Below are 25,684 nucleotides of genomic sequence, written 5' to 3'. Positions count from 1 at the left end.
ATGTAAATTATCGAACATCGACAGGCAGCGTCCGGCGGTACCGCCGCCGCATCCTGAAACATCTCCCGGTGCGGACACGCGTCACGGAAGGTGACCAATCACCGGACGGGCGTGCCACATCGGCGCAGCTGAGCAGGAATGTCCCTCGTGCGGGTGACGCGACGCTAGGTGATCGGCGTATGCGGCCGCTACCGTGTACGTATGCGTGAAGTGCGCAAGGAGCGGGTCACGGTGACCATGCCCGCCGATGAGGCCGCCGCGGTGCGGCGGTTCGTGGACGCCGGCGGCGCGGAGTCGGTGTCGGCGTATGTCGCCGAGGCGGTCCGCGGGCGGCTGGCCCGGGACCGTGCGCTGATGGCGCTCAACGAACTGTTCGCGCGGCGCGGGGTGCGCATGGACCCGGAGCACCACGCGTGGGCGCGTGAGGTGCTGGGGGTGGCACCAGCCGGGCCGGTGTCGTGACCGCGGTCGGCGGCCGCATCCTGGACAGTTCGGCGATTCTGGGGTTCGTGGCCGGGACGCCGTACAGCTCGGCGATCGTGTGGCACGCGGTGGACCAGGGTGTGGTCCTCGCGGTGCCGGCGGCGGCGCTCGCCGAGGCGTGGGCGCAGACGTCCCCGAAGGACTATGACGTGCTCAAGGTGCTGCTGAGCCTGCCGGTGGTGGTCGTGGACGACCTGACCGCCGCGGACGCCGTCGACAGCGGTGTGCTGTTCTCCGGTGACGGCGGTCCGGCGTTGATTGCCGCCGCTCATGTGGTACGCCGTGCGCAGGCCCGGCCCGGTTGGGCCATCGTCACCGACCGGCCGGACGTGCTGCGGACCCTCGATCCGTATGCGGAGATCGACGAGCTGCCGTAATCCTTGATCATTGTCGTACGGTGTGTCGCGTTCGAAATGTCAGACCCGACTGGTAGAACGTTCCCGTACACATGTTCGATAAAGGAGGGGTGCGATGGCAGCCGCGCGGACCGCGGCCGGAGGCTTGTCGACGGTGGAACTGGAGCAGATCCGGGACACCCTCGCGGCCGGCCGGAAACCGAAGGTCGTGTTCACGGAGGCTGCCGGCCAGATCGCCGGGCAGCTGGGGCAGGTCGTGCAGTTGACCGACCCCGAATTGTCCGAGGAGTGGGTGGTCGTCCGGTTCGGCCGGGACGAGCTGCCCTTCTCCCCCGCCGACCTGAAGCTCGCTCCGAAGGCGGCGCCGGCGCGTCGCACCCCGATCGTTCCAGCACCTCGTGAGGAGACCCCCGTGGCCGCGTCGTCCACCGTCGAGCAGCCCACCGACGCCGCTCCCGGCGGCACCGAGCCCGCCGCGGGCGCTCCGGCCGGCTCCCCCGCGCCTTCCGACGCGGCCGCTGCGCCGTCCGTGTCGTCCGCGCCGGCGGCCAAGGACGACGTGAAGGAGACCGCCAAGGACAAGGAGCCGGCGCGCGAGCCGGGGGTGCCGGCACCGCGGGCGACCCCGGCGAAGAAGGCGGCGGCGAAGCCGAAGGCCCCGGCCGGGCTGACCGTGACCCTGGCGTATGCCGACGGTGAGTGGACCGTCGCCGCCAACCAGGGGGCGAAGTCCCTGGCGAAGCCGTATGTCATCAAGGCCAGCGAGGCGCTGAAGATGGTCGGGATGCTCGACGTCCCCGGCGTCCACGAGGCGGTCGAGGAGATCGTGTCCGCCGCCCGCGCTGAGGCCGAGTCGCAGGCTGAGCGGCTGCGGGCGGAGCTGGCGGAGATAGAGGCGCGCCTGGCCGAGCTCCGCGAGGCCGAGTAGCTCGAGCGGTCCCTGCCGGGTTCCGGACGCGTGCCGGAGGGCCGTCGATGGAGCCTTGCGGGGACCTGCGGGACCAGTCGTGCGCGGGCCGGGGCGACCAGCCGGACCCGGCAAGCGCAGCGAGGCGAGGTGCGTCTCGCTGCGTGGGAACGTCGGCGTGTCCGACCACGTGCGCGGACCCGGTGGGTCTGCGTGGTGCTCCGGTGGGCGACCACGACGAGGCCCATCATCCGGGAGACGGCGACGTGCGCGGTGCCGGTCATCGTGGCGGATGTCGGTAGGGCGTCGCGCACTACCCGGACCCGGCCGTACTGTCCGGTCCTGGCTGCGCCGCCACTGCAGACCGGAACAAGCACGGACCGGGACAACGATAGAAGCCTGGGCATTTGCGTCTGGGCCGCGTGGCGTTACGGTTCCTGAGTTGATTGGCGGGACCTGACGGCGGCGGGGTATGACGGACGTGGAGCAGCGCGCGGCGGACCCCGCGGCAGAACAGCACACCGCGGGTGCGCAGCCGTGGCGGGCACCCCGCATGTGGCGGTTCCTGCTCGTCGTGGCCCGGGAGGTCGTGCGGCCGGTGGCGCGGCTGCGGGTCACCGGTGATGTGCCGGACGAGCTGCGGCGCGGGGCGGTGATCTTCGCCGCGAACCACATCGGGCCGTTCGACCCGGTGGCGATCAGCGCGGCGTGCCGGGTGGCGCGGCTGGCGCCGCGGCTGATGGCGACCGGTGGCCTGTTCCGGGCGCCGGTGATCGGGTCGGTGATGCGGGCCGCCGGGCACATCAGGATCAACCGGCGGCAGGCGGACGTCGGCGCCGCCGTCGACGTGGTCGCCGACGCGCTCACCGACGGGTCGCACGTCCTGGGCTACCCGGAGGGCAGGATCACGCTCGACCCCGGGATGTGGCCGGAGCGCGGGAAGACGGGCATGGCGCGGATCGCGTTGCGGGCCCGGGTGCCGGTGGTCCCGGTCGCGCAGTGGGGCGCGCACGAGGTCGCGGCGTGGGGCGGGTTCGGGCCGACGGTGCGGACGCTGGGCCGGTCGCTGCTGCGCCGCCCGGTCGTGCGGGTGCACTTCGGCCCGCCGGTGGACCTGTCGGACCTGGACCCGGACTCGCCGGGTGCGGCGCAACGCGCCACGGACCGGATCATCGACGCGATCACCGCCGAACTGGTCGGTCTGCGGACGGCGGAGCCGAGACTGCCCCGGTACGTGGACCCGGTCCGTCCCCTGTCGACGCAGCGCCGCCACCGGCCGGCCCGCTGAGGACCCTCCTGTCGACGTCGGCCGGCCCGGCCGGCGGTGACCGTGCGGCTGTGCCGACGGCGCCCGGACCGCTCCCCCGGTGTCCGGCTGGGGGTGCGGCTGTCGATCGACGACTACGGCACCTGCTGTTCGTCGATGGCGTACCTGCGGCAGCTGGGCCCGTCCATAGTTTCCAGACCAGAAACAACGCTAAGAACTGAGGTTGTCGTCTCGGCAGGCAGCTGATCGACGTCTTCGTGAGCGGCGGCTGCTCTTGTGGGTCGCCGCTCACGTCTGAGGTCCACCGCGCGCCGCGGCCGCCGGGCTCTACGGGAAGAGATACAGCTCGGGGCGAAAGCGTCAACTGACGGCCTGGTTCGCGGAGAACCCCGGCTCAGGTCGCGACGCGACCGGGCCGGTCCGTTCGCCGCCGCGATCGGTGTTCGAAACGCGGCAGTCGTCCCGTGTTGCTGCCGCCGGATCCACAACATGATCGGCAAATTGGACGAGAAACTTCTTTCTGGCGGCAACGTTTCAATGCGGTCACAGCGTAGGTAGCTGCTATGACGATGTTGGCGAGGATGGTGAGGAAGCATGCGCAGCCAGGACGACGAGGGGGTGACAGCCTTCGTCAGGGCTAGCTACGGTCGCTTGCTTCGTGAGGCCTTTCTGCTCTGTGGGGATGCCGGCCGGGCCGAAGACCTGGTGCAGACCACGTTGGCGAAGACAGTTGTGGTGTGGTCGCGTCTGCAGCGGTCCGAGGGGATCGACAACTATGTGCAACGGACCTTGATCAATACCTACCTCAGCGCGCGGCGCCGCCGGGCCTGGTGGGAGCAGCCCTTCAGCAGGCTGGTGGAAAGGCAGGCCCGGGACGAGTACGTGGGGGTCGAGCAGCGGGACTGGCTCCGCCGGGCGCTGGATGCTCTGCCGGCACGACAGCGTGCCGCGGTCGTCCTGCGCTTCTATGCAGACCTGTCCGAGCAGGACGCGGCGCTGGCGTTGGGCTGTTCGGTGGGCACGGTCAAGAGTCTTTCGTCCAGGGGCCTGCGGACGCTGCGCCAGCGTTGGGTCGAGGTCGACGCCACAGCTGAACACGAGGTGCGGTATGCATAGCCAGACAGAGTTGCGTGACCGCCTCGCTGCCCTGGCCGAGCCGGTGAAACCTGTCGAGGGCTACGTTGACAAGGTCATGCGGCGGTCACGTCGGCTTCGTCGGCGGCGGCGTGTGACCGCCGGTGCGGCGGCCGCCGTGTGCGTGGCAGTGCTGGTGAGCATGTTCAGGGTGGTCGGATTCGGCTCGGCGCCACAGCTTGCTGCGCCACCCCCGGACGGCCCGTTCCTGGGCTGGTCTGCTGTCGGTGACGTCGATGCCGGTCTGGTACAGGAGGCCACGGACGTCTGGGATGCTGCCGGGACAGGAGGGCCGCACACCGCTGTCCGGGCTTTCGTCGCAATGCGGAATGACCAGCAATTGCACTCGATCGCAGTCTTGCAGGGTTACGACAAGCAGGGTGCCGCGCGGTTGGCGTTCTTCACCAGTGATGTGAGCGCGGCCAAGGCGTTGCGGCTCCGGGCGGATCGGCCCGCACCCGACCCCGTCACGACGCAGGTGATCAGCCTGGTCAGTCCCCGGTTGACCGGACCGGTCGGAGCAGTCAGCACGGATGATTTTGGTACCTACGCCATCGCTGTCGCCATGCCAGGCGTCACCACAGTGCGAGTCTCAAACACGGTCATCGACGATGAGATGATCGGCGATCCCGACGCGCCGACCAGCCGCCTTGTTGTCCAGGGGTTCCCGCTGATCGCGACAGCGCAATCAACGACCATCTCCGGATTTGTCAAGCCGAATCGACCGCTGGCCAAGATGACGAAGGTGTTCGAGGTGCTAGGCGACGGCGGTGCCGACGGCGACGCGCGAGGGGTGCCGGGCAAGGTGGTGGCTGCAACCGGCAAGCAGATCGTTGTGGCTGTCCAGCAGATCCAGGCGGTGCGGCGAGGCCAGCTCGCTGTTGTGACCGAGGGTCTGGTCGGACGCGTGACCACGGTTGACGTCCCACGTGGCGAAGCGACCATTGACCTGGTGACCAGTACCGGATTCGCCGGCCCGGCGTACACCAACATCAGCGATGTGCCGGGCTCGGTGCGGGGCACCGGCACGAGCCTCGTCATGGAGCGCATGCCGACAGGTGACAAGGTGTATACGGTGCATGTGGGAAATCGTGTTGTGATGCCGGATCCGTGCCAGCCGAATGACCAGGTCGGCGCTGTCACGGTTGGACGAGCTTCCTCGGACAAGGCGTTGGAAGCCAGCAGCGTGGAGCTGACACCGACGGTTGACCTCACTCACGTGCGCGAAGTGTCAATCATGACGTCGTCCACTGGCGGCGATTGCTGACGCCTAAAAGCGCACGCGGGTCTGGTCCGGTAGGTCAGCCGCCTTCGCGTTTGATGCGCAGGTAGGCGAGGACCGCTTCGCGGGTGGTGCGGACGCCGAGGGCTTCGCGGGCCTCGGCGATGCGCCGGTTCGCGGTGCGCAGCGACAGGAACTCCGCGGCCGCGGCGGCGGCGATCGTCTCGCCGCCGGCGAGGCGTTCGAGCAGGGCGCGTTGTTCGGGGGCGAGGGTGGGGCCGCCGCTGTCCGGTTCGGGGGTGGTGCCGAGGTCCGCGTCGGGGTCGGTGGTGACGGGGCCGATCCGGGCGAGGTCGGCGAGCAGCGCCCGGCCGATGTCGCCGCCGGCGTCGCAGATGGCGACGATCCCGGCGCCGCGGGCGGCGGCGAGCAGCGCGAGCTCGGCGGTGTCGGCCTCGGTGACGCGTCCGTACAGGGCGAGGCGCGCGTCGGAGACGTCCCAGGCCTGGTCGGTGAGCGCGAACCCTTCCCGGGTGCTCCAGCCGGCCCGGGCGAGGCGGCGCAGCACGCTGGTGGCGTCGCCGCCGGACGCGACGACGTAGCGGGGTGCGAGTGCGGGGTCGCCCGCCATCAGCGGCCCAGACCGGTTACGCAGCCGGTGGGTCGGGTCGGTGCAGCGGGTGTCATCCGCCAACGATGCGGTGCGCAGGCCCTCACGCACAAGACCACACCGTTACTCATCCAAGCTCCTCGATAGCAAGTGCGGCGGCTTCGGTGCGGGTGCGGGCGCCGAGCTTCCGCATGCCGGAGCGGATGTGCGTTTCGACGGTCTCGCGGGAGATGCCGAGCTGACCGGCGATGCGGCGGGTCGGTTCGCCGTTGGCGACGAGGCGCAGCACGTCGCGTTCCCGGTCGGTGAGGTCGTCGCCGGCGCGGCGGCCGCGGGTGTCGCGGCGGATCGCGTGGCGGCGCAGCGCCCGCCGGGTCCGGCCCAGCAGCACGACGAGGCCGGCTTCCTCGGCGAGGCGTTCGGCTTCCAGCAGCGCGGGGACGGCGCGTTCGGCGTCCTCTTCGAGGATGCCCTGGGCGAGCAGGCAGCGGACCTCTTCGCGGCGGGCGAGGTCCCGCCAGGCGGCGGCCGCGGCCGTGAACTGGTCCGGGGCCTTCCACGCGTCGAGGGTCGCGGCGACTGCGGCGAGGGGCCGGTCGCCGGCGTCGCCGGCGACGAACGCGCTGTCCCCGGCGTCGTACGCGGCCCACCGGGCGGTGATCCGCCGCAGCCCGTCCACCAGCGGCGGGGCGGACAGCTCCCCGATCGCTCCGATGGCATGGTCGGGTTGTCCGTCGAGCCAGGCGGCCTCGCGGGTGACCCAGTCCAGGACCGGGCCGGTCGAGGACGGGCGGCCGGTGAGGGCTTCGAGGCGGGCCCGGGCGGGGGCGAGGAGACCGCCGTCGGCCTCGGCGAGGCTGGCGGCGGCGACCGCGTACCCGCGGGCGACGGCCGGGAGGGTGCGGTCGGTGAGGTCACCGGCGCGGCGGACGACCTCGTCGATCTCCTCGCCGCGCAGCGCGTCGCACCACAGTTGCGCGGCGATGAACCGGGTCTGCCACGAGTACGCGAGGTCCCCCGCGCACGCCGCGGCGGCGGCTGCGGCGGCGTTGGACGCTTCGGTGAGGCGGGCGTCGGCGGTGAGGGTCTCCACGAGCAGCCACGCGGACCAGCGGGCGGCGAGGACGTCACCGGCCTGCCCTGCCGCGGACGCCGCGGACGCGAGCCCGTATTCCCAGCCGGGGCGGCGGGTGCCGGCGCGGACGGCGGCGATCGCGGCGCGTAGCCCCGGGTGGGCGGGTGCCTCGCCGTGCACGCGGAGGAGCTCCTCGGCGCGGGTCAGGGCCGCGTCGGGGTCCCTGGACAGGGTCGCGAGCAGCTGCACCCGGTCGCGGGCGCCGATCACGTCACCGGCGGCGTCGTCACCGACGGTGGACACGGCTTCGCCGGCGGCGGCCGGGTTGCCCTGCTGCAGGAGTGCCTCACCGCGCAGGACCGCGCCGACGGCGCCGATCGCGGGGTCGTCGACGGCGGCGGCGTCCAGGACCCGCAGGCACGAGCCGGGCCGGCCGGCGGCGAGCGCGGCCCGCGCGGCGTCCAGACGCACGTCGGCGGCCGCGGTGACGCCGGGCAGGTCGCAGGCGAGCAGCAGCAGTTCGGCGCGTTCGCCGGTGGACGCGGCGCCGCGGGCGGCGCGGACCGCGACCTGGTACGCGTCGCCCGCGGCGCGGGCGGCGGCGAGGTGCCGGGCCGCCTCACGCGGCGGGACGAGCCCGGCGAGCCGGCGGTGCAACGCGACCCGCTCGGCGGGTTCGAGCAGACCCGCGGCGACCTCGGCGGTGTACGGCGACACCGGCGCGGCGACACCGGCGTCGTCGACCTCGACCAGGCCGGTCGCGGTGAGCTCGGCGATGCCCTCGCCGAGGACGGTGGCGGTGACCGGGCGGCCGAGGAGGCCGAGGGCGGCCATCGCGGTACGCGCGGGACGGTTGAGGTCGGCGAGGGCGCCGGCGACCGTGTACGCGAGGCCCTTGTCGGAGTCGAGGGGGGTGCCGCCCTGCGCGACGTGTTTCGCGATCGCGGACACGGCGAGGGGCACGCCGCCGGCGCGGCGGACGACGTCGGCGACGACGGTCGTGGTGGCGCCGGGCGCGATCTGCCGCACGAGCGCGGCGGCGGCGCCGGCGGGCATCGCCGGCACGTTCAGCCACGCGGTCGCGGCGGCGCGTAGCACCTGTTCGGCGTCGCCGGGCAGCCGGTGCGGTGTGCGCAACGTGACGGCTATCCGACAGTGTTCCGCGATCGCCGGGAGCGCGGCGATCGTCAGCGGATCCGCCCACTGCAGGTCGTCGAGGAGGAGCAGACCGTGACGGACCCGGGACCGGACGGCCTCGGCGAGCAGCGGCGCCTCATGTGACGGCAGCCGCACCCGCACCGCCCGCGACAGCGGCAGGGCGGGCACGCCACGCAGCATCGCCAGGGCACCACCGGCGAACACGGACCCGCGGAACGTCTCACCGAGGCGCTTGAGCACCGTGGAGCGGCCCGTGCCGGGCGCCCCCGCGATGACCACCAGACCGGGGTTACGCAGGGCGTCGACCGCCGCGGCGACCAGGTCGGCGGGCGGCCACGCGGCGGCACCCACCGTCGCCCGGCCGGCCGTCGCGCCGGCCGGCGGCCCAGCGGGTACGGCTCCGGCGACCGGCTCGTCAGTCGGTGCCTCAGGCACTTCTCGCCTCCATTCGTGGCACGAACATGGGATCCTGCGCGCGCAGGATATTCGTAGTGTGTGTGCCGTACGTGCGTGACATGACGGTCTGATTCCACCCGGGAGCGAGTAATGAGCGAGGACCACCCCTTGGAACCCCGAGGGTACGTCGGCATTCTGGCCGAACACATCGGCCTCGCGCAGTCGGTGATCAGTCTCCCGGGGCACGTATCTGACCTTCCGGGCCACACGGGCTCCCGCACCGGGCTCGGCCTGCGCGTGGTCCGGGGCTGACGACGTGGCTCCAGGACCACTCAGTTCCCGGGTCGCGGACCTGTGCGCCGAGGTCGGCAACCGGCTCGGCGGCGGCGCCCAGACGCAGGTCGTCGACGTGCGCCGCAGGCTCGGCGAGCCGCTGCGGGTCGCGATCGCGGGCCGGCTCAAGTCCGGCAAGTCCACGCTCGTCAACGCGCTCATCGGCCGGCGGGTCGCGCCGACGGAGGTCGGTGAGTGCACCCGTATCGTGACCCAGTTCCGGTACGGCACCTCCGACCGGGTCGACGTCGTCAAACGCAACGGTGCCCGGGTCAGTCTCCCCCTCGACGAGGCCGGGATGATCCCGCAGCGGCTCGGCGTCGCCCGTCACGACGTCGCCTACGTCGACGTGACCCTGACCAGCGACCACCTGCGGGACCTGACCGTCGTCGACACGCCCGGCCTGTCCAGCGCGAACACGTCCGTGTCGGACCAGGCGCGCCGGTTCCTGTTCTCCGAGGCGCCGATCGACGACGACCTCGACTCCGACTCCGCCGGTGCCCTGTCCGGCGCCGAGGCGATCATCTACGTGTTCACGCAGTCGGTGCGTGAGGACGACGTGCAGGCCCTGGAGGCGTTCCGGTCGATCTCCGCCCGCCTGTCCAGCAACCCGATCAACTCCCTCGGCCTGTTCAACAAGGTCGACAAGCTCGCCGGCGGCGGTCAGGACCCGTGGCCGATCGTCGCGCCCCTCGCCTCGGACCAGTCGAAGGTCCTGCGCCGGGTGGTCTCCGATGTGGTGCCGGTCGTCGGGCTGCTCGCCGAGACGACGGAGGCGGGCCGGTTGACGGCGGCGGACTGTGAGGCGCTGCGGCAGCTCGCCGCGCTCCCCGCCGGGGAACGCACCGTCCTGCTCGCGTCCGTCGACCTGTTCACGACCCGTGAGTGCGGGATCACCCGCGAGTCGCGGGAGCGGCTGCTGCGCCTGCTCGACCTGTACGGGATCTCGTTCGCGATCGCGCAGCTGGTCAACAAGCCGACCCTCGCCACCGGTGAGCTCGTCCGGATGCTGTTCCAGGCGTCCGGGTTCCCGCGCCTGCGGCAGACCCTCGACCACGCGTTCCGGTGGCGGACCGACGCGATCAAGGCCGGGTGGGCACTGTCGAGCCTGGAGAAGATCGCCAGCCACGCCGAGCGCCCGCACGACCGGGAGCTGCTCCGCGACGCGATCGAACGGGTCCTGCAGCAGCCGGAGTCGCACCGGCTGCGGCTGCTCGAGGTCGCGCAGCTCGTCACGACCGGCGCCGTCGACCTCCCGGACCAGATGGAAGGCGAACTGACCCGCCTCGCCCTGTCCAACGACCCCGGCTGGATCCTGAACCTGCAGGGATCCGACCGTGACCAGATGGTCCGGGCAGCGTTGGACGCCGCGACCCGCTGGCGCGCCTACGCCGTCGCCGGTGCCAGCCCGTCCCAGTCGCGGGTCGCGCTCGTCGCGCACCGCGGTTTCTACCTGCTGTCGCAACGTATCCGTGGCCAAGCCCGTGTCAACTGAAGGCACCTACCCCCGGGAGCCGGGAATGTTCTCGTCCTCCAACGGCCTGCGTCTCGTCGCCGTGGCTGTTGCCCTGATCGTCGCTGTGCTCACCGGCGCCGCGACCGGTCTGATCAGCGGTGCCCCCGACTGCCCGGCGCAGCCGGTGTCGACCACCGCCACGACCGCGCCGGCCACCGCGAACGGCGGCGCCGGCATCGGTGACCCCGTCGGTGGTGGCGGCGCCCCCGAGCAGCCGCCGAAGCAGCAGCCGACCACCGCCGCCGCTGCCGTCGTGCAGGCGGCGACACCGGCGTGCACGGCGCAGGAGCCGTTCGGGGTGACCGCGGCGGCGACCGCGTTCGTCGGTGCGCTCCTCGTCGGCGCGGCCCTGCTGCTGCTCCTGCTGCTGTCCACGCGGGGCGGGCCCCGCCAGGTGCAGGTCCCCGTCGCCGCCCGCGGCAACGGCACCGGCCCCGCCGACCAGGACCGGCGCGCGCTCGTGCAGGCGTGCATCTACGTCCGGGACCGGGTCACGTCCAAGGCGCTCGGTGACCGGCTCGGCGCCGCCCTCGCGGAGGCCGGGGTCACGACCCTGGAGCCGACCGGGGCCCGGTTCGACCCGGCGCACCACGAGGCCGGCGGCGCGGCACCGTCCGCGGACCCGGCGCTGATCGGGTCGATCGCCGCGGTCGAGGTCCCCGGCTACCTCGACCGGGACGGCCGGGTGCTGCGTGCCCCGATCGTCACCGTCTACCAGGCGGCCCGCAACCCGGGCGGCCCGACCGGCGCCCACCCGACGGTCGCCCAGCCCGCCCATCAGCACGCTCAGCAGCCGCCGCAGCACACGTCCAGCCCGCAACCGCGCAGAGAGCAGCCACGATGACCTCGACCGAGAACGCGGCTCCGCCCGCGAACGGCAAACCGAAACCGCCGAGTCCCGAGGCGGCCCTCGGCAAGCTGCTGAAGGCCGGCGTCGACGGTTCCCTGGCGTACCTGCGCAAGATCGACCCGGACGCGGCCGCGGACGTCGACACCGAACGCCGCCGGGACGTGCAACGCCCCCGGATCGTCGTCGTCGGTGAGACGAAACGCGGCAAGAGCAGCCTCACGAACATGCTCATGGGGGTGCCGAACCTGTCGCCGGTCGACGCGGCCGTCGCGACCGCGTCGTACCTGGAGTTCACGCACAACCAGCAGCACGGCGCCCGCGCGTACGTGCCGGGCCGTGAGGACCCGATCCCGATCAACCTCAGCGACCTGCGCGACTGGGGCACCGTCCTGGGCCGGCTCCCCGACGGGATGCGCCCGCCACGCCGGATCGAGGTGCACCATTCGGCGCCGCTGCTGCAGTACCTGACGCTCACCGACACCCCCGGCACCGGCGGCCTGGACTCGATGCACGTCGAGGTCGCCATGGACGCCGTGGAGCGGGCCACGGCGCTGCTGTTCGTCGTCGACTCGTCCTCGCCGTTCTCCAAGCCGGAGATGAACTTCCTCATCGAGGCCAGCAAGAAGGTCAACTTCGTGTTGTTCGCGTTGACGAAGGTCGACGCGTACCCGGGCTGGCGCACGATCCTCGCCGACAACAAGGGGCAGCTGCAGACGCACGCGCCCCGCTTCGGGTCCGCGCCGTGGTTCCCGGTGTCGGCGCGCCTCGCGGAGCTGGCGATGACGCTGCCGAAGGAGGCCGCCGGTGAGCTGATCCGCGAGTCACGGATCGCGGAGCTGCAGCACGCCCTCATCGACCTGGCGAAGAAGGGGCACCTGCTGCAGCAGGCGAACGTGCTGCGGTCGGTACGCTCCGAGTACATCCGCGTCGACCAGGAGCTCGGCGACCGGATGAAGGCGACCGACCCGGACCCGAAGGACGCCGAACGCGCCAAGGAGGAACGCGCCCAGGTCGCCACCCGCAAACGCACCGAGTCCCGGCAGTGGTCCCTGGCGCTGTCCACGGAGACCCAGCGGGCCCGGGTGGAGGCGACGACGCGGCTGCGCTCGTACATGACGCAGCTGCAGGAACAGTTCATGGAGAAGATCGACAAGGGCGGCCGCGGCGACATCAACGACCTGCCCGCCGAGGTCGACAAGGCCCTCTACGCCCTGTCGGTGCGGCTGTCGCACGACCTGGAGTTCCGGTTCCGCAAGGTCGGTGAGCGGGTCCTCGCGCAGGTGTTCCACCCCAACGAGCTGCAGCACGTGCTGCGGCAGCTCAACGCGAAGCTCCGCCACGCGCTGGGCACGAAACCCCGCCGGGACGGCGGCGGCGGCGACGGCGCGATGGTCGTCATGTCCTCGGCGGGTATGGCGATGATGGCCGGCCGCGGCGCGATGGCCGGTGCCGGCGCGATCGGTCTCGCCGGGGTCGCCGGCGCGGGTCTCGTCATCCCCGTCATCGGTATCGGTCTCGGTCTCGCCGCCGGCGCGTACATGATCTTCAAGCGGAAGAGCATGACGGACAAGGTCGCGACCAGGGCGTGGCTGCGGGAGGTCCTCGGCGAGGCCCGCGCCGCGCTCGCCGACGAGATCATGCACCGGTTCACGGACCTGCAGTACGCGCTGACCCTCGCCCTCGACGAGGCGATCGAGCGGCGGCTCAAGCAGCTCGACGCGCACATCGCCAACATCGACAAGTCCCTCGCGGAGGACAAGGCGGAGCGGGCGAAGCGCAAGGCGGCGCTGAACACCGAACGGGAAGGCCTGCGGGCCCGCATCAAACAGGTTGACGAGGTCCTCGTCCGGGTACGAGCACTGGCGCCGAACGCACCTGCGGACGCGGCCGACGCACCGGCCGAAGCGTAAGGGGGTTGGATCATGGACGGGCACTGGGAATGGTCCGAGTCCGGCTCGGACCCGCATGGGGAACCGGACACCGGGGACACCGCCGACCTCGGCGGTCACCACGGCGACCCCGGCTACGGCCAGGGATTCGGTCAGGGGTTCGGTGACGGTCACGCCTACGGCGGTGACAGCGGCTTCGAGACGCACGACGACTTCGGCGGCGACCACGGCGGCGATGCGCACACCGCCGGCGGTGACGACCTGGAGGAGCCGCTCGGCACCGAACACGCCGCGGAGGCCTACGACCAGTCCGTCCACGACACCGACGACACCGACGGCCACGACGGTCTGGACGGCGGCGGGTTCGACACGGCCGGCGGCGACCCGGCGCAGCACGCCGGTTTCGAACCCCTCACCGACCACACCGAAACCGACACGGACACCGGCACCGACACGGACACCGGGGCGGACGTCGGGGCGGACGTCGGGGCGGACGTCGGGGCCGAGCCGTACGGCAGCGACCCGGACCTGCACGGCGACGCCGACGGCTGGCCGGACCCGACGTTCCCGGAGGAGCTGCACCTCGACGGCCCCCCGGAGCCCGTCGACGGGTTCCCGTGGAGCGACGCCGACGTCCTCGGCGGCCCCGACCACACCGATCAGCCGCTGTCCGCCGCGTACGACCCCGCAGTGCACACCGACCCGGCGAACCCCGCGGACCTCGCCGGGTACGACGGTGTCGAGGTGCCGCTCGGCGCGGACCCGTGGAGCACCCTGCTGAGCTCCGACGACCCGGCGACGAGCTCCCTCGCCGGCTACTGGGCCCCGCACACGTAACACCCCGTCCAGCGGCACGCGAAAGGCCCGCCACGATCATCGTGGCGGGCCTTTGCCGTATCCCCCAGGCCTTTGCGGGGCTAGTTGAACGCGGTCATCAGCAGGATCACGAACAGGACCGCGACGAGGACCAGCACGACGACGATGACGGCGACCCAGTTCCGCTCGCCCTCGTCCGCCGCCTGCTGCGGGGCGGGTTGCGGCGCGGGGCGGGTCACCTGCGGCGGGAACGGGCCCGGCCGGGCCGGCTGCTGCACCGGCGCCGGCGACACCGGCGGACGGTACGGCTGCTGCACCGGCTGCTGCTGGACGGGCGGCGGCTGCCGGACGAGCTGCACGGGCGGCTGCTGCTGGACCGGTGGCGGCTGCCGGACCAGCTGCACCGGCGGCGGTGTCTGCTGCATCGGCGGCTGCTGCCGCACCAGCTGCACCGGCGGCCGCTGCTGCTGCATCGGCGGCTGCTGGACCGGCTGCTGCATCGGTGGCCGGTTCATCGCCGGGGACACCGGCACCGCCGACACCGGCCGCTGCTGCGGCTGCTGCATCGGCGGTGGGGTGACGGTCCGCGGCATCCCCGACGCGCGGGCCGGCGCCGACGGCGCGCCGATGCACAGGGCACCCTCCACGACGACGGTCTCCGGCTGCTCCAGGGTCGTCGGTGCCACCCCGAGCTCCGTGTGGATCAGATGCGCGGCGAGCGGGATCCGGGACGACCCACCGACGAGGAAGATCCCGACGAGGTCCTTCGGCTGCAGCCGCGCCGAATCGATCGCCCGGCGCAGACACGACACGGTCCGCTCCAGGTACGGCTTGACGAGCGTCTCCAGCTCTTCCCGCGTCAGGTGCGCGTCGACCTCCAGCGACGGCAGGTGGATGTCGGTCGACGCGGTCCTCGACAGCATCTCCTTCGCGCCGCGGACGTCCTCGTACAGCAGCCGCCGCTGCCGGCGGGCGTTCGCGTCCGGCGGGTTCGCGATCGACGACCACTTCTCCGCGTGGCTCTCCGAATACACCTTGCCGAGGTGCTCGACGATCGCGTGGTCGAAGTCGAGGCCGCCGACGTCGGCGAGGCCGTCCTCGGCGAGGACCTCGAACCCGGACTGGGTGCGCCGCACGACGGTCGCGTCGAACGTGCCGCCGCCGAGGTCGTAGATGGCGAGGCTCCGCCCGACCGGCACCGCGGAGCCGAGGACGGCGGTGAAGTACGACGCGGCACCGACGGGTTCGGCGATCAGCCGTGGCGTGCCGAGCCCGGAGATGCGGGTCGCTTCGATGAGCAGCGACCGGCGCCGCTCACCCCACCGCGCGGGGTGGGTGAGCCGCACCTCGTCGGGGGCCGCGCCGAGCTGCCGCCGCGCCTCGGTGTTCACCAGTGACAGCACGTGCGCGAACAGTCGCGGGACCGGCAGCGGGTGGTCACCGATGAACACCTCCCCGTCGTCGATGCGACGTTTCGGGTTCGGCTCGAAGCGGGCCGGGTCGAGCCGCGCGTTACGCTCGGCGTCCCGGCCGACGAGGACCTTCCCGTCGGTGTTGAAGTACAGGGCTGAGGGCAGCAAAGGAGAACCGTCGAACAGCAGCGGCCGCATCCGTGAATCCGGGGTCCGGATCATCGCGACCGTGTTCGACGTGCCGAAGTCGATGCCGAGCACGCGCATGTGCGTCACCCTACCTTTGCCGATCCACACCTTGCGTCGCCCGGCAAGCCCTGAGACAGCCCGATGTCGGCTTCACGCCAGCCACAGGTAACCCGCCGTTACCCAACCGCAGCAGAAGATCACGACATACTGTCGCCGTGGCCTATCTTGACCTGCCTGGACCGCTCGGTTTCGCGCACCGTGGCGGCGCCGCGGCCGGTGACGAGAACACGACAGCGGCGTTCGCCCGCGCGGTCGACCTCGGCTACCGGTACATCGAGACCGACACGCACGCGACCGCCGACGGTGTCGCGGTCGTGTTCCACGACGACACCCTGCACCGGCTCCTCGGCCGGCCCGGCCGGATGACCGACGTCCGCTGGGCCGACCTGCGGACCCTGCGGGTCGGGGGCGCGGCGGCGGTACCCCGCCTCGACGAGGTCCTCGACGCGTGGCCGCAGGTCCGGTTCAACATCGACTGCAAGACCGACGCGGCGGTCACCCCGACCCTCGACGCCGTGCGCCGCGCCGGCGCGCAGGACCGGGTCCTGCTCGCGTCGTTCTCCTCCGCGCGCCTGCGCCGCATCCGCGCGGAGGCGGGCCCGGCGGTGGCGACGTCGGTCGGGATGCGGGAGGTGACCGCCCTGTACACCGGGTCGCTGACCGGCCGGCCGGTGAAACTCGCCGGGAGTGTCGTCGCCGTGCAGATCCCGCCCAGGTACGGGCGGATCACCCTCGCCGGGCGCCGGTTCATCGACTACGCGCACCGCCTCGGGTTGCAGGTGCACCTGTGGACGATCGACGACGCCACCCAGATCGGGCACTTCCTGGACCTCGGTGTTGATGGCATCATGACCGATCACATCGAGGTGCTCCGCGACGTGTACCAGCGCCGCGGCATCTGGCCCAGCCCCGCCTAGGAGAGGCCGCCGTGTCCGCTGCCGAGACACCTGAGACGCCCGCGACGCCGCTGACCGCCGACCCGTCCGACGGCCCCGGGGGGCCTGGGGGGCCTGGGGGGTCGCAGCTCAGCACGAAACGTGAACGGGTCGGCTGGTACTTCTACGACTGGGCGAACTCGGCGTTCTCCACGACCGTCGTCACCGTCTTCCTCGGCCCGTACCTGACGTCGATCGCGGAGAAGGCCGCCGGCTGCGTCGACAACGCCTGCGACGACGCCGTCATCCACCCCCTCGGCATCGCCATCGCGCCCGGCGCCCTGTTCCCGTACACGGTGAGCCTGTCGGTGTTCCTGACCGTGTTCGTCCTGCCGGTCGTCGGCGCGATCGCGGACCGGTCCCCGCGCAAGAAGCAGCTCCTGGCCCTGTTCGCGTACGTGGGGGCGGCAGCGACGGCGGGGATGCTGTTCCTCACCGGCGACCGGTACCTCCTCGGCGCGGCGCTGTTCCTGATCGCGAACATCGCCTTCGGCGCCTCCGTCGTCGTCTACAACTCGTTCCTGCCGCAGATCTCCTCCGCGGAGGACCGCGACCGGGTGTCGAGCTTCGGGTGGGCGTTCGGCTACCTCGGCGGTGGTCTGCTGCTCCTGCTCAACGTCGCCGCCGTCCTCATGAAGGACTCCCTGGGCATGACCACCGGGGACGTCGCCCGGTACAGCATCGTGTCCGCCGGCCTGTGGTGGGCCGGGTTCACGACGATCCCGCTGATCCGGCTGCGGAACCGGCCGCTGCTGGACCCGCCGCCCGCCGGCGTGAACAGGCTCACCGACGGGTTCAAGCAGCTGTGGCACACCCTGAAGTCGCTCAAGGCGTACCCGCTGACGTTGTTCTTCCTGGTGGCGTACCTCGTCTACAACGACGGCATCCAGACCGTGATCGCCCTGGCCAGCCAGTACGGGACGAAAGAGCTCCTGCTGTCCGACGACGTCCTCGTCCCGACGATCCTCATGGTCCAGTTCCTGGCGTTCGCGGGGGCGCTGCTGCTCGGGTGGCTCGCGAAACGGTACGGCGCGTGGAAGACACTGCTCGGCAGCCTCGTCCTGTGGACGGTGATCATCGTGATCGCGTACTTCCTGCCGGCGAAGGAGCCGCTGCTGTTCGTCGCGCTCGGCGGCGGTATCGGGCTCGTCCTCGGCGGGTCGCAGGCGCTGTCACGCTCGCTGTTCTCGCAGCTGATCCCGAAGGGCCGCGAAGGCGAGTACTTCGGGATCTACGAGATCTCCGACAAGGGCACCAGCTGGCTCGGGCCGCTGCTGTTCGGTCTCGCCTACGACACGACCCGCTCGTACCGGGTCGCGATCATCTCGCTGCTGGTGTTCTTCGTCGTCGGGTTCGTCGCGCTCCTCGCGGTGCCGATGCGCAAGGCGATCGAGCAGGCCGGGAACACGCCACCGGCACGCCTGTAGCGGTAGGTTCGCCTGGTGCGGTACCGGCTGCTGGGTCCCCTCGCGGTCGACGTCGGTGTCGGCGCGGACGGCCGCCCCGTCGAGGTGCCCGCGGCCCGGGACCGGGTCCTCCTCGCGATGCTGCTCCTCGCCCCGAACCGGGTCGTGTCCGTGGCCCGGCTCGTCGACGCCGTCTGGGGTGACGCGGCACCGGCGACGGCGCGGGCGCAGCTGCACACGTGCGTGTCCCGGCTCCGCAGGCTGCTGCCGGACCTGATCCGCACCGACGCCGGCGGGTACCGCGCCGACGTCGCCGACGGTGACCTGGACACGGTCACGTTCACCGTCGGGGTCGCCGCGGCCCGTACCGCCGCCGCGGCCGGTGACCTGAGGCAGGCACAGACCCGGTTCCGCGCCGCCCTGGACCTGTGGCGCGGCCCGGCCCTCGCGGGGGTCGACAGCCCGGCCGTGCAGGCGCACGCGGTCGCGTTCGAGGAGCGCCGCGACACCGCCCTGGAGGACTGCGTCGACGTCGAGCTGCGCCTCGGCCTGCACACGGAACTGATCGGGCAGCTCACCGCCCTCGTGGAGCAGTATCCGCTGCGGGAGCGGCTGACGGGGCAGCTGATGACGGCGCTGACGAGGGCCGGCCGGACCGCTGACGCGCTGGCCGTGTACCGGCGCCTCGCCCGCGCCCTCGACGACGACCTGGGTCTCACGCCCAGCGACCGGCTGCGGCGGCTCCACCACGACCTCCTGCAACCGAACCCGGACGCGTCCACCCCACCGAACGGCCTCCCGGCCGCCGGCATCGCCGCGGCGGCGCGGCCGGCGCGGCCGGCGCGGACGCCGGTGCGGCCGTGGACGCTGCCCCGTGAGGTCGCCGACCACGCCGGCCGCGACGACCTGATCGCCGAACTCGTCGCCACCAGCACCCCCACCCCCACCAGCACCGGCACCAGCACCGGCACCGGCACTGGGATGCCGGTCGTCGTGTGTGTCGACGGGATGGCCGGGGTCGGCAAGACCAGCCTCGCCGTCCACGTCGCGCACCGCGTCGCCGGCAGCTACCCGGACGGCCGGCTGTTCCTCGACCTGCGCGCCCACAGCGACCGGCCGCCGCTGCTCCCCCACGACGCGCTCGGCCTGCTCCTCGGGCACCTCGGCGTCGAACCCGCCCGGATCCCCGCCGACCCCGACGAACGCGTCGCCCGGTGGCGCAGCGAACTCGCCGACCGGCGGGTCCTCGTCGTCCTCGACAACGCCGCCGACACCGCGCAGGTCCAGCCGCTGCTGCCGGGCGCGTCGGCGAGCCTCGTCATCGTCACCAGCCGCCGCCGCATCGCCGGCCTCGACGCCGTCCACCCCGTCTCCCTCGACGTCCTCTCCCCGGCCGAAGCCCGCCGCCTGATCACCGCCGTCGTCGGCGCCCGCGCCGTCGCCGACCCGGCCGCGACCGCGCAGGTCGCCGACCTGTGCGGCTACCTGCCGCTCGCGTTGCGGCTCGCCGCCGCCAGGCTGGCGCACCGCCCGTCGTGGACGGTCGCCGACCTCGCCGACCGGCTCCGCCGCGCCCACCCGGCACCCGTCGACCTCAACGTCGACGGCCGGTCCCCGCACGCCGCGTTCGAACTGTCCTACCGGCAGCTGCCACCGCCGGCGCAGCGACTGTTCCGGCTCCTCGGCGTCCACCCCGCCGGGGAACTGTCCCTGCGGGTCGCCGCCGCCCTCGACGCGTCCGGCGACACCGACGACCTCCTCGCCCAGCTCGTCGACGCGCACCTGCTCAACGAACCCGTCGCCGGCCGGTTCCGGTTCCACGACCTGCTCCGCGAATACGCCGCCCACCTCGCCGGCACCGACCCCGAACGGGACCCGGCGACGGTGCGGATGTTCGACTTCTACCTGCACGCCACCGCCGCGGCGACAAAAGTGTGGGAGAACAACCGGGACCGGGACCCGGTCGACTTCACCGACGTCGGCCCGCACATCCCGGCGTTCACCGGCATGCTCGACTCCCGCCGCTGGCTGCACCTGGAATGGGTCAACGTCGTCGGGGTCGCGCACCTCGCCGACCGGCTCCGCTCCCACCGGTACACGGTCCTGCTCACCCGCGCCCTGTGGGCGTACCTGTTCCGCAACTCGATGAACGACGTGTCCCTCGACCTGCACCGCCGCGCCCTCACCGCCGCGCAGGCCCTCGGCGACGCGGACCTGACCGCGATGAGCCGCAACTACCTCGCGTCCGCGCACGCCCGCGGCGGCGACCTCAACGCCGCCGCCGACCACCTGCGACTCCTCGTCGGGCACCCACGGTGGGGGGTCCGCGCCGAGTCGAACCTCGCGTTCGTGTACCTCAACGTCGGCCGCTTCCACGAGGCGCTCACCCTGACGCAACGGTCCCTGCACGCCGGCGACGACCGGTGGCAGGTCAGCGTCCAGTGGACCGCCCTCGCCGGGCTCCTGCGGGCGCTGGGCCGCTTCGACGAGTCGGTCCTCGTCGCGCAGCGGATCGTCGCGTACGGCCGCGCCAACCGGATCACGTGGTCCAGCGCCGTCGGCGCCGTCGAGCTCGGCGCCGCCCGCGCCCGGCTCGGCCAGCACCGGCACGCGGTCCGGCTCCTGTCGTGGGCGCGCCGGCAGCTCGGCGACGACGCCGGCCCCGGCGCGGAGATCGAGGCCCGCAGCGGCATCGGCGCGTCCCTCGTCGCGCTCGGCGACGTCGAGGAGGGCCTGGAGCTGCTGCGGACCGCGTACGACGACGGGCAGCACCTCGACCCGACCGCCGCGTGCCTGTCCGGCAACACCTACGGCGAGGCCCTGCGCACCCTCGGCCGCATCGAGGAGGGCAAACTCGTCCACGCGCGGGTCCTGGAACGGGCGATGCGCATCCAGCACCGCTACGAGCAGGCCCGCGCCTACCGGGGTCTCGGCCTGTGCAGCACCGACCCGCGGCTCGCCCGGGACCGGCTCACCGCCGCCCTGGACCTGTTCGAGGCGATGGGCACCCCGGAACGGCACGAGGTCCGGGCGGCGCTCGCGGCCCTGCCACCGCCGTAACGTTTTAGTAGGGTGCCTTCCCGTGACGTCCTCCATTCCCGCCCTCGACGACGAATACCCCGCCGCATGCGTCGCCGCCGGTGACAGCAGGCTACGACGCGGTGGCTCCCTGAAGTTCTTCTACGGTCCGATGGACTGCGGCAAGTCGACCCTCGCCCTGCAGATGGACTACAACCACGCCCGGCAGGGCCGCCGCGGCCTGGTCCTGACCACCATCGACCGGGCCGGCCCGGGCCGCCTCTCCACCCGCATCGGACTCGGGAAGGAAGCCGTCGACGTCGGCGCCGACCTCGACATCCGCGCCCTGGTCCGGCAACGCTGGTCGCAGGGCATCCGCGTGGACTACCTGATCTGCGACGAGGCCAGCTTCTACACGGTCGCGCAGATCGAGCAGCTCGCCGACCTCGTCGACACCTCCGACGTCGACGTGTACGCGTTCGGCCTGTCCACCGACTTCCGCACCAGCCTGTTCCCCGCGGCACAGCGACTGTTCGAGCTCGCCGACGAGGTGACCCGCGTGCAGGTCGAGGTGCTGTGCTGGTGCGGGCGGCCCGGCCTGCTCAACGCACGCGTCGTAAACGGCGGCATCGCCCGCGAGGGCGACCAGGTCGTCATCGGCGACACCGCAGCCGACACCGCAGCCGACCCTGCCTCCGACGGGGCCGCTGAGGAGGCCGACGTCCGGTACCAGGTCCTGTGCCGCCGCCACCACCGCGTCGGCAACCTCGGCCCGGCGTCCCGGGCGGAGGGCCAGCTACGACTCGTCTAACCCGATTACCGGACGGTAACCTTCGGGGTATGACGCGATTCGTGCAGGCCGGACCGGCGATACGGGACCCGTACACCAGCGACTGGCAACTCCAGGGCTGGCTGGACCGGCTCCTCGGCCCAGCCGGGCACGCCGCCGCGAAAGACCGCCTCGCCGCCCTCGCCGCCGACGTCCTCGGCCCGCTCCGCGCCGCCCACCACGACGCCGAAACCCACCCACCGACCCTGACCCGGTTCGACCCGTGGGGCGCCCGCATCGAACGCGTCGACACCGCCGCCGGGTGGGAGACGCTGCGGGCGTCGGCGGCCCGGCACGCGGTCGTCGCACTCCCGTACACCAGCGACGCCCACCACACCTGGGGCGCCGGCGCCCGCGTCGTCCAGCACGCCCTGCTGCACGTGTGGGGACCCGAATCCGCGACGTTCACCTGCCCCGTCGCCATGGCCGACGGCGCCGCCGCCCTCCTGACCGCCACCGCACCCGACTCGCCGTGGCTCACCCGCCTCACCTCCACCGACCCGGACACCGCCGTCACCAGCGGCCAGTGGATGACCGAATCGCAGGGCGGCTCCGACATCGCCCGGTCCACCACCACCGCCCGCCGCCGCCCCGACGGCACCTGGACCCTGACCGGCGACAAATGGTTCTGCTCCGCGATCGACTCCGCGATGGCCGTCGCCCTCGCCCGCCCCGACGGCGCCGGCCCCGGCAGCCGCAACCTCGCACCGTTCCTCGTCCCCCGCTACACCGCCGACGGCGTCACCCCCGCCGACGGGCTGCAGATCCTCCGCCTGAAAGACAAACTCGGCACCCGCGCCGTCCCCACCGGCGAGGTCCGCCTCGACGACGTCCCCGCCATCCCCCTCGGCGACCCCACCACACCCGGCCTCGCCAGGATGATGACCCTCGTCGTCGTCACCCGCCTCCACAACGCCGCCGCAGCCGCCGCCGGGATGCGCCGCGGCCTCGAACACGCCCTCAGCCACGCCACGAACCGGCAGATCGCCGGCGGGATCCTCGCCGACAACCCCCTGCACCGCGCGACCCTCGGCGGGCTCGCCGTCGACGCCGCCGGCGCCTACGCCCTCGCCGCACACGCGTTCACCCTCCTCGGCGCCGACCCCACCGGCCCCGAACTGCGCCTCGTCGCACCGCTCGCGAAACTCGTCACCGGCCGCCTCGCCGTCGCGTCGGCCAGCGAATACCTGGAGGCGTTCGGCGGCGCCGGCTACGTCGAGGACACCGGCATCCCCCGCCTCCTCCGCGACGCGCAGGTCCTGCCCATCTGGGAAGGCACCACCAACGTCCTCGCCGTCGACGTCCTCCGCGCCCTCACCACCGGCGACGGCGCCCGCCCACTGCTGCACCGCGCCGAGATCGCCGCCGACGCCGCCGTGTCCCGCCTCCCCGGCGTCGCCGACGCGGTCGTCGCCGCGACCCGCCGCCTCGCCGCCGACGTCGAGACCGCCGCCGCCGACCCCCGCTCCGACCGGGTCGTCGCCGGAGCCCGGGAACTCGCCCTACGACTCGGGAACACCCTCACCGCCGCGCTCCTGCTCGAACACGCGGCCTGGGCCGCCGACCGCGGCGACGACCGGCCCGCGCTCCTCGCCTCCCTGTGGACGCTGCGCCGGCTCGGCGCCGCCGACGTGTCAGCGGACCTGCACACCCACTTCGATCAGCTGATCTGAGCCGTCGCCCACACCATCCGCAGCTTCACCGGCGCACCGCTGAGACGCCCCGGGACACCACCCGCCGCCGCGACAGGCACGGACTCGACCTGGACACCACCACGAGCCCGGTAGAACCGCTGCGCGGCGGTGTTCTGCTCCAGCACCCACAGATACAGCCGCTCCGCCGCCGCCCGCGCCCGCACCGCGTCGGCCGCCGCACGCAGCAGCAGCGTGCCGACACCGCGGTGACGGTGCCCGTCGGCGACGTGCAGGTTGTCGACGAGGCTGCCCCACCGCGGGTCGTCGTCGAACACGACGTGAACGAAACCACGGACACCGCTGACACCGTCGACGCCGTCCTGCTCCGCCACGATCGTCGCCGTCCCCGCCCGGTCCCCGAACCGGGACCGCCACACCGCCCGCCGGTCCGACACCACATCACCGTCGAGGAACGCGTCACTGTACGCACCGCGGTAGTGCCGCCGCCAACTGTCCGCGTGCAACCCTGCGATCACGTCCACATCCGCGTCCGCAGCCTCCCTGACGATCACCCGCCACCGCCCCGCCGGGCCCTCGCCGCCGCGATCGTGTACGCCGGGTCACGGTCCAGATTGTGCCGATCCCGGTCATACCGGCGCGTCGTACGCGGATCGGCGTGCCCCATCGCGTCCTGCACGTCCTCCAACGGGACACCCTCGTCACGGGCCGACGTCGCGAACGCGTGCCGCAGCGAGTGCGGCGACAACCGCGCCCACGCCGGCACCCCCGCCTCCTTCGCCAGCCGCCGCACGAGCCGGAACACAGCATGCCGGTCGACGCGCCCACCCGTCGACGTCGTGAACAACGGCCCCTCGGCCTGGCCGCCACCGGCCAGATACCCGTCCAGATACCCGTCCAAGGCCCCGACCACGTTCGGGGTCAACGCCCGCCGCCTCGGCTTCCCGCCCTTCCCGACGAACCGGACCGTCCGATGGCCGCGCTCCACCCCCAGATCCGCATGATCGAGCGCGACGACCTCCCCGACCCGCAACCCCAGATCCGCGAGCAACGCCAGCATCGCCAGGTCACGCGCCGCGTTCACACCGGTCTGCGCCGCCGCAGCGGCCAGGATCGCGTCGACCTCCCCACCCGTCAGCCCGACCGTCGCCGACGCGTCCCGATCAACCCTCGGCCGGTCCGCGCCACCGACCGGATTCGCGGTGATCGCCTGCAACCGCAGCAGAAACCCGTACCAGCTCGACAACGCCGACAACTTCCGCGCCACACTCGCCGGCGCCAGAACCTTCCCCGTCCGGGCGTCCACCGTCGACTCCAGATCCCGCGCATACGCGTTCACATGCAGAAACGACGCCCTCAACGGATCCACGTCCCGCCCGCCGCACCACGCCAGGAACTGATGCACATCCCGCCGGTACGCAGCCCGGGTGTGCGCCGACAACCGCCGGTTACTCAGCCACGCGTCGGTGAAATCCCCCTCCGCCCGCGCGATCCCCGCCTGGGCCCGCCTTACAGGGTCGGCCGCCACACCGTCGTCCGCTTCATCGGCGTGTCCTCCAACGTCTGCGGCACCGGCACGTCATACACCGCCACCAGCTCCAGATGCTCCTTCGGCAGATACGCCCGCCCCGGATCACCGACCAGACAGGACGCGCCACGCCGACGGACCCGCCCGATGAACTCCAGCACCTGACCGGTCATCTCCCGGCTGTAGAACACATCCCCCGCCAGAACCACATCAGCGTCACCGCCGTCGCCCGGCAGGACATCCTCCAGACGCGCGTCGACACGCACATCATTCACCGCCGCGTTCACCACCATCGCCGTCACCGCAAGCGGATCGATCTCCACCGCCGTGACCCTCGCCGCGCCCGCCTTCATCGCCGCGATCGCCACCAACCCCGACCCCGCCGCCACATCCAGGACAGCCTTCCCACGCACCAGCTCCGGATTGTCCAGCACATACCGGGCCAGCGCCTGACCACCAGCCCACGCGAACGCCCAGAACGGCGGCGGCAACTGCACCCCACCCGCGAACTTCTCCGTATACTGCCACAGCTCGATCGCCTCATCGGCCAACCGCAACCGCACCTCCGGCACGAGCGGCACCGGGGCGAGACTGGTATGCGCCAGGACGAAAGCGGTCGACATCGGCTCGGACCCTATGTCAC

21 protein-coding genes are annotated in these 25,684 nt (G+C 72.6%); 15 read left to right on the top strand and 6 right to left on the bottom strand.

Features of this window, described 5'->3' with window-relative positions; translation table 11 throughout:
* Nucleotides 1-201: 201 nt before the first annotated feature.
* From ABZS58_RS38580 to ABZS58_RS38555, 6 genes are all read left to right on the top strand, one after another.
* Complete coding sequence (locus ABZS58_RS38580) at nt 202-462, top strand: hypothetical protein (RefSeq protein ID WP_354788464.1); 261 nt, start codon at nt 202-204, stop codon at nt 460-462.
* Complete coding sequence (locus ABZS58_RS38575) at nt 459-860, top strand: hypothetical protein (protein ID WP_354788462.1); 402 nt, start codon at nt 459-461, stop codon at nt 858-860. The genes ABZS58_RS38580 and ABZS58_RS38575 overlap by 4 nt, the downstream gene beginning before the upstream one ends.
* 94 nt (nt 861-954) lie before the next feature.
* Entirely contained in the window at nt 955-1,767 is an 813-nt protein-coding gene (locus ABZS58_RS38570; RefSeq protein ID WP_354788460.1) for a hypothetical protein, read from the top strand.
* Nucleotides 1,768-2,299: 532 nt separating this feature from the next.
* Nucleotides 2,300-3,034: a lysophospholipid acyltransferase family protein gene (locus tag ABZS58_RS38565; RefSeq protein WP_354788511.1), complete on the top strand. Its 735-nt coding sequence runs from the start codon at nt 2,300-2,302 to the stop codon at nt 3,032-3,034.
* Nucleotides 3,035-3,607: 573 nt separating this feature from the next.
* Complete coding sequence (locus ABZS58_RS38560) at nt 3,608-4,129, top strand: SigE family RNA polymerase sigma factor (protein WP_354788458.1); 522 nt, start codon at nt 3,608-3,610, stop codon at nt 4,127-4,129.
* A complete protein-coding gene (locus tag ABZS58_RS38555; protein WP_354788457.1) occupies nt 4,122-5,414 on the top strand; it encodes a rod shape-determining protein MreC in 1,293 nt (430 codons plus the stop codon). The genes ABZS58_RS38560 and ABZS58_RS38555 overlap by 8 nt, the downstream gene beginning before the upstream one ends.
* Before the next feature lie 34 nt (nt 5,415-5,448).
* On the opposite strand, the gene ABZS58_RS38550 is transcribed toward ABZS58_RS38555, so the two are convergent.
* Complete coding sequence (locus ABZS58_RS38550) at nt 5,449-6,090, bottom strand: LuxR family transcriptional regulator (protein WP_354788456.1); 642 nt, start codon at nt 6,088-6,090, stop codon at nt 5,449-5,451.
* Between the two features lie 16 nt (nt 6,091-6,106).
* Complete coding sequence (locus ABZS58_RS38545) at nt 6,107-8,647, bottom strand: LuxR C-terminal-related transcriptional regulator (protein WP_354788455.1); 2,541 nt, start codon at nt 8,645-8,647, stop codon at nt 6,107-6,109.
* A gap of 277 nt (nt 8,648-8,924) precedes the next feature.
* Between ABZS58_RS38545 and ABZS58_RS38540 the strand changes: the two genes are divergently transcribed.
* Genes ABZS58_RS38540 through ABZS58_RS38525 form a run of 4 tightly spaced genes read left to right on the top strand, consistent with a single transcriptional unit; the run spans nt 8,925 to nt 14,033 of the window.
* Nucleotides 8,925-10,436: a dynamin family protein gene (locus ABZS58_RS38540; RefSeq protein ID WP_354788453.1), complete on the top strand. Its 1,512-nt coding sequence runs from the start codon at nt 8,925-8,927 to the stop codon at nt 10,434-10,436.
* A 25-nt stretch (nt 10,437-10,461) separates the two neighbouring features.
* Complete coding sequence (grpE, locus tag ABZS58_RS38535) at nt 10,462-11,301, top strand: nucleotide exchange factor GrpE (protein ID WP_354788451.1); 840 nt, start codon at nt 10,462-10,464, stop codon at nt 11,299-11,301.
* Complete coding sequence (locus ABZS58_RS38530) at nt 11,298-13,217, top strand: dynamin family protein (RefSeq protein WP_354788450.1); 1,920 nt, start codon at nt 11,298-11,300, stop codon at nt 13,215-13,217. The genes grpE and ABZS58_RS38530 overlap by 4 nt, the downstream gene beginning before the upstream one ends.
* Nucleotides 13,218-13,229: 12 nt before the next feature.
* Nucleotides 13,230-14,033, top strand: coding sequence for a hypothetical protein (locus ABZS58_RS38525; protein ID WP_354788449.1), 804 nt, complete (start codon nt 13,230-13,232; stop codon nt 14,031-14,033).
* Nucleotides 14,034-14,113: 80 nt separating this feature from the next.
* On the opposite strand, the gene ABZS58_RS38520 is transcribed toward ABZS58_RS38525, so the two are convergent.
* Nucleotides 14,114-15,691: an Hsp70 family protein gene (locus ABZS58_RS38520; protein ID WP_354788448.1), complete on the bottom strand. Its 1,578-nt coding sequence runs from the start codon at nt 15,689-15,691 to the stop codon at nt 14,114-14,116.
* Nucleotides 15,692-15,828: 137 nt separating this feature from the next.
* Here ABZS58_RS38520 and ABZS58_RS38515 point away from each other — a divergent pair, with 137 nt between their 5' ends.
* From ABZS58_RS38515 to ABZS58_RS38495, 5 genes are all read left to right on the top strand, one after another.
* Nucleotides 15,829-16,590, top strand: coding sequence for a glycerophosphodiester phosphodiesterase family protein (locus ABZS58_RS38515; RefSeq protein ID WP_354788447.1), 762 nt, complete (start codon nt 15,829-15,831; stop codon nt 16,588-16,590).
* Nucleotides 16,591-16,640: 50 nt separating this feature from the next.
* The gene (locus ABZS58_RS38510; RefSeq protein WP_354788509.1) at nt 16,641-18,035 is read left to right on the top strand and encodes an MFS transporter; all 1,395 of its coding nucleotides are present in this window, start codon (nt 16,641-16,643) and stop codon (nt 18,033-18,035) included.
* Nucleotides 18,036-18,050: 15 nt separating this feature from the next.
* Entirely contained in the window at nt 18,051-21,074 is a 3,024-nt protein-coding gene (locus tag ABZS58_RS38505) for a BTAD domain-containing putative transcriptional regulator (protein WP_354788446.1), read from the top strand.
* A gap of 109 nt (nt 21,075-21,183) precedes the next feature.
* Entirely contained in the window at nt 21,184-21,843 is a 660-nt protein-coding gene (locus ABZS58_RS38500; RefSeq protein ID WP_354788508.1) for a thymidine kinase, read from the top strand.
* Between the two features lie 29 nt (nt 21,844-21,872).
* Nucleotides 21,873-23,534 carry an acyl-CoA dehydrogenase family protein gene (locus tag ABZS58_RS38495; RefSeq protein ID WP_354788444.1) on the top strand — a complete coding sequence of 554 codons (1,662 nt, stop codon included), beginning with the start codon at nt 21,873-21,875 and terminating at the stop codon, nt 23,532-23,534.
* On the opposite strand, the gene ABZS58_RS38490 is transcribed toward ABZS58_RS38495, so the two are convergent.
* Genes ABZS58_RS38490 through ABZS58_RS38480 form a run of 3 tightly spaced genes read right to left on the bottom strand, consistent with a single transcriptional unit; the run spans nt 23,522 to nt 25,664 of the window.
* Nucleotides 23,522-24,031 (bottom strand): GNAT family N-acetyltransferase, encoded by a 510-nt coding sequence (locus tag ABZS58_RS38490; protein ID WP_354788443.1) that lies wholly within the window; start codon nt 24,029-24,031, stop codon nt 23,522-23,524. The genes ABZS58_RS38495 and ABZS58_RS38490 overlap by 13 nt on opposite strands.
* A 32-nt stretch (nt 24,032-24,063) precedes the next feature.
* Entirely contained in the window at nt 24,064-25,041 is a 978-nt protein-coding gene (locus ABZS58_RS38485; protein WP_354788441.1) for a tyrosine-type recombinase/integrase, read from the bottom strand.
* Nucleotides 25,023-25,664 (bottom strand): 50S ribosomal protein L11 methyltransferase, encoded by a 642-nt coding sequence (locus tag ABZS58_RS38480; protein WP_354788439.1) that lies wholly within the window; start codon nt 25,662-25,664, stop codon nt 25,023-25,025. The genes ABZS58_RS38485 and ABZS58_RS38480 overlap by 19 nt, the downstream gene beginning before the upstream one ends.
* Nucleotides 25,665-25,684: the final 20 nt, after the last annotated feature.

Origin of the sequence: Dactylosporangium sp. NPDC005555, assembly GCF_040605635.1 — a bacterium.
Classification (GTDB): domain Bacteria; phylum Actinomycetota; class Actinomycetes; order Mycobacteriales; family Micromonosporaceae; genus Dactylosporangium.
This window is presented reverse-complemented; position numbering and strand designations above follow the sequence as displayed.

Excerpts from the sequence above, each read along its gene's own strand:
- ABZS58_RS38560 (WP_354788458.1), top strand. The coding sequence starts at position 3,608 with ATGCGCAGCCAGGACGACGAGGGGGTGACAGCCTTCGTCAGGGCTAGC.
- ABZS58_RS38530 (WP_354788450.1), top strand. The coding sequence starts at position 11,298 with ATGACCTCGACCGAGAACGCGGCTCCGCCCGCGAACGGCAAACCGAAA.
- ABZS58_RS38520 (WP_354788448.1), bottom strand. The coding sequence starts at position 15,691 with ATGCGCGTGCTCGGCATCGACTTCGGCACGTCGAACACGGTCGCGATG.
- ABZS58_RS38565 (WP_354788511.1), top strand. The coding sequence starts at position 2,300 with ATGTGGCGGTTCCTGCTCGTCGTGGCCCGGGAGGTCGTGCGGCCGGTG.
- ABZS58_RS38555 (WP_354788457.1), top strand. The coding sequence starts at position 4,122 with ATGCATAGCCAGACAGAGTTGCGTGACCGCCTCGCTGCCCTGGCCGAG.
- grpE (WP_354788451.1), top strand. The coding sequence starts at position 10,462 with ATGTTCTCGTCCTCCAACGGCCTGCGTCTCGTCGCCGTGGCTGTTGCC.
- ABZS58_RS38580 (WP_354788464.1), top strand. The coding sequence starts at position 202 with ATGCGTGAAGTGCGCAAGGAGCGGGTCACGGTGACCATGCCCGCCGAT.
- ABZS58_RS38480 (WP_354788439.1), bottom strand. The coding sequence starts at position 25,664 with ATGTCGACCGCTTTCGTCCTGGCGCATACCAGTCTCGCCCCGGTGCCG.
- ABZS58_RS38495 (WP_354788444.1), top strand. The coding sequence starts at position 21,873 with ATGACGCGATTCGTGCAGGCCGGACCGGCGATACGGGACCCGTACACC.
- ABZS58_RS38525 (WP_354788449.1), top strand. The coding sequence starts at position 13,230 with ATGGACGGGCACTGGGAATGGTCCGAGTCCGGCTCGGACCCGCATGGG.
- ABZS58_RS38570 (WP_354788460.1), top strand. The coding sequence starts at position 955 with ATGGCAGCCGCGCGGACCGCGGCCGGAGGCTTGTCGACGGTGGAACTG.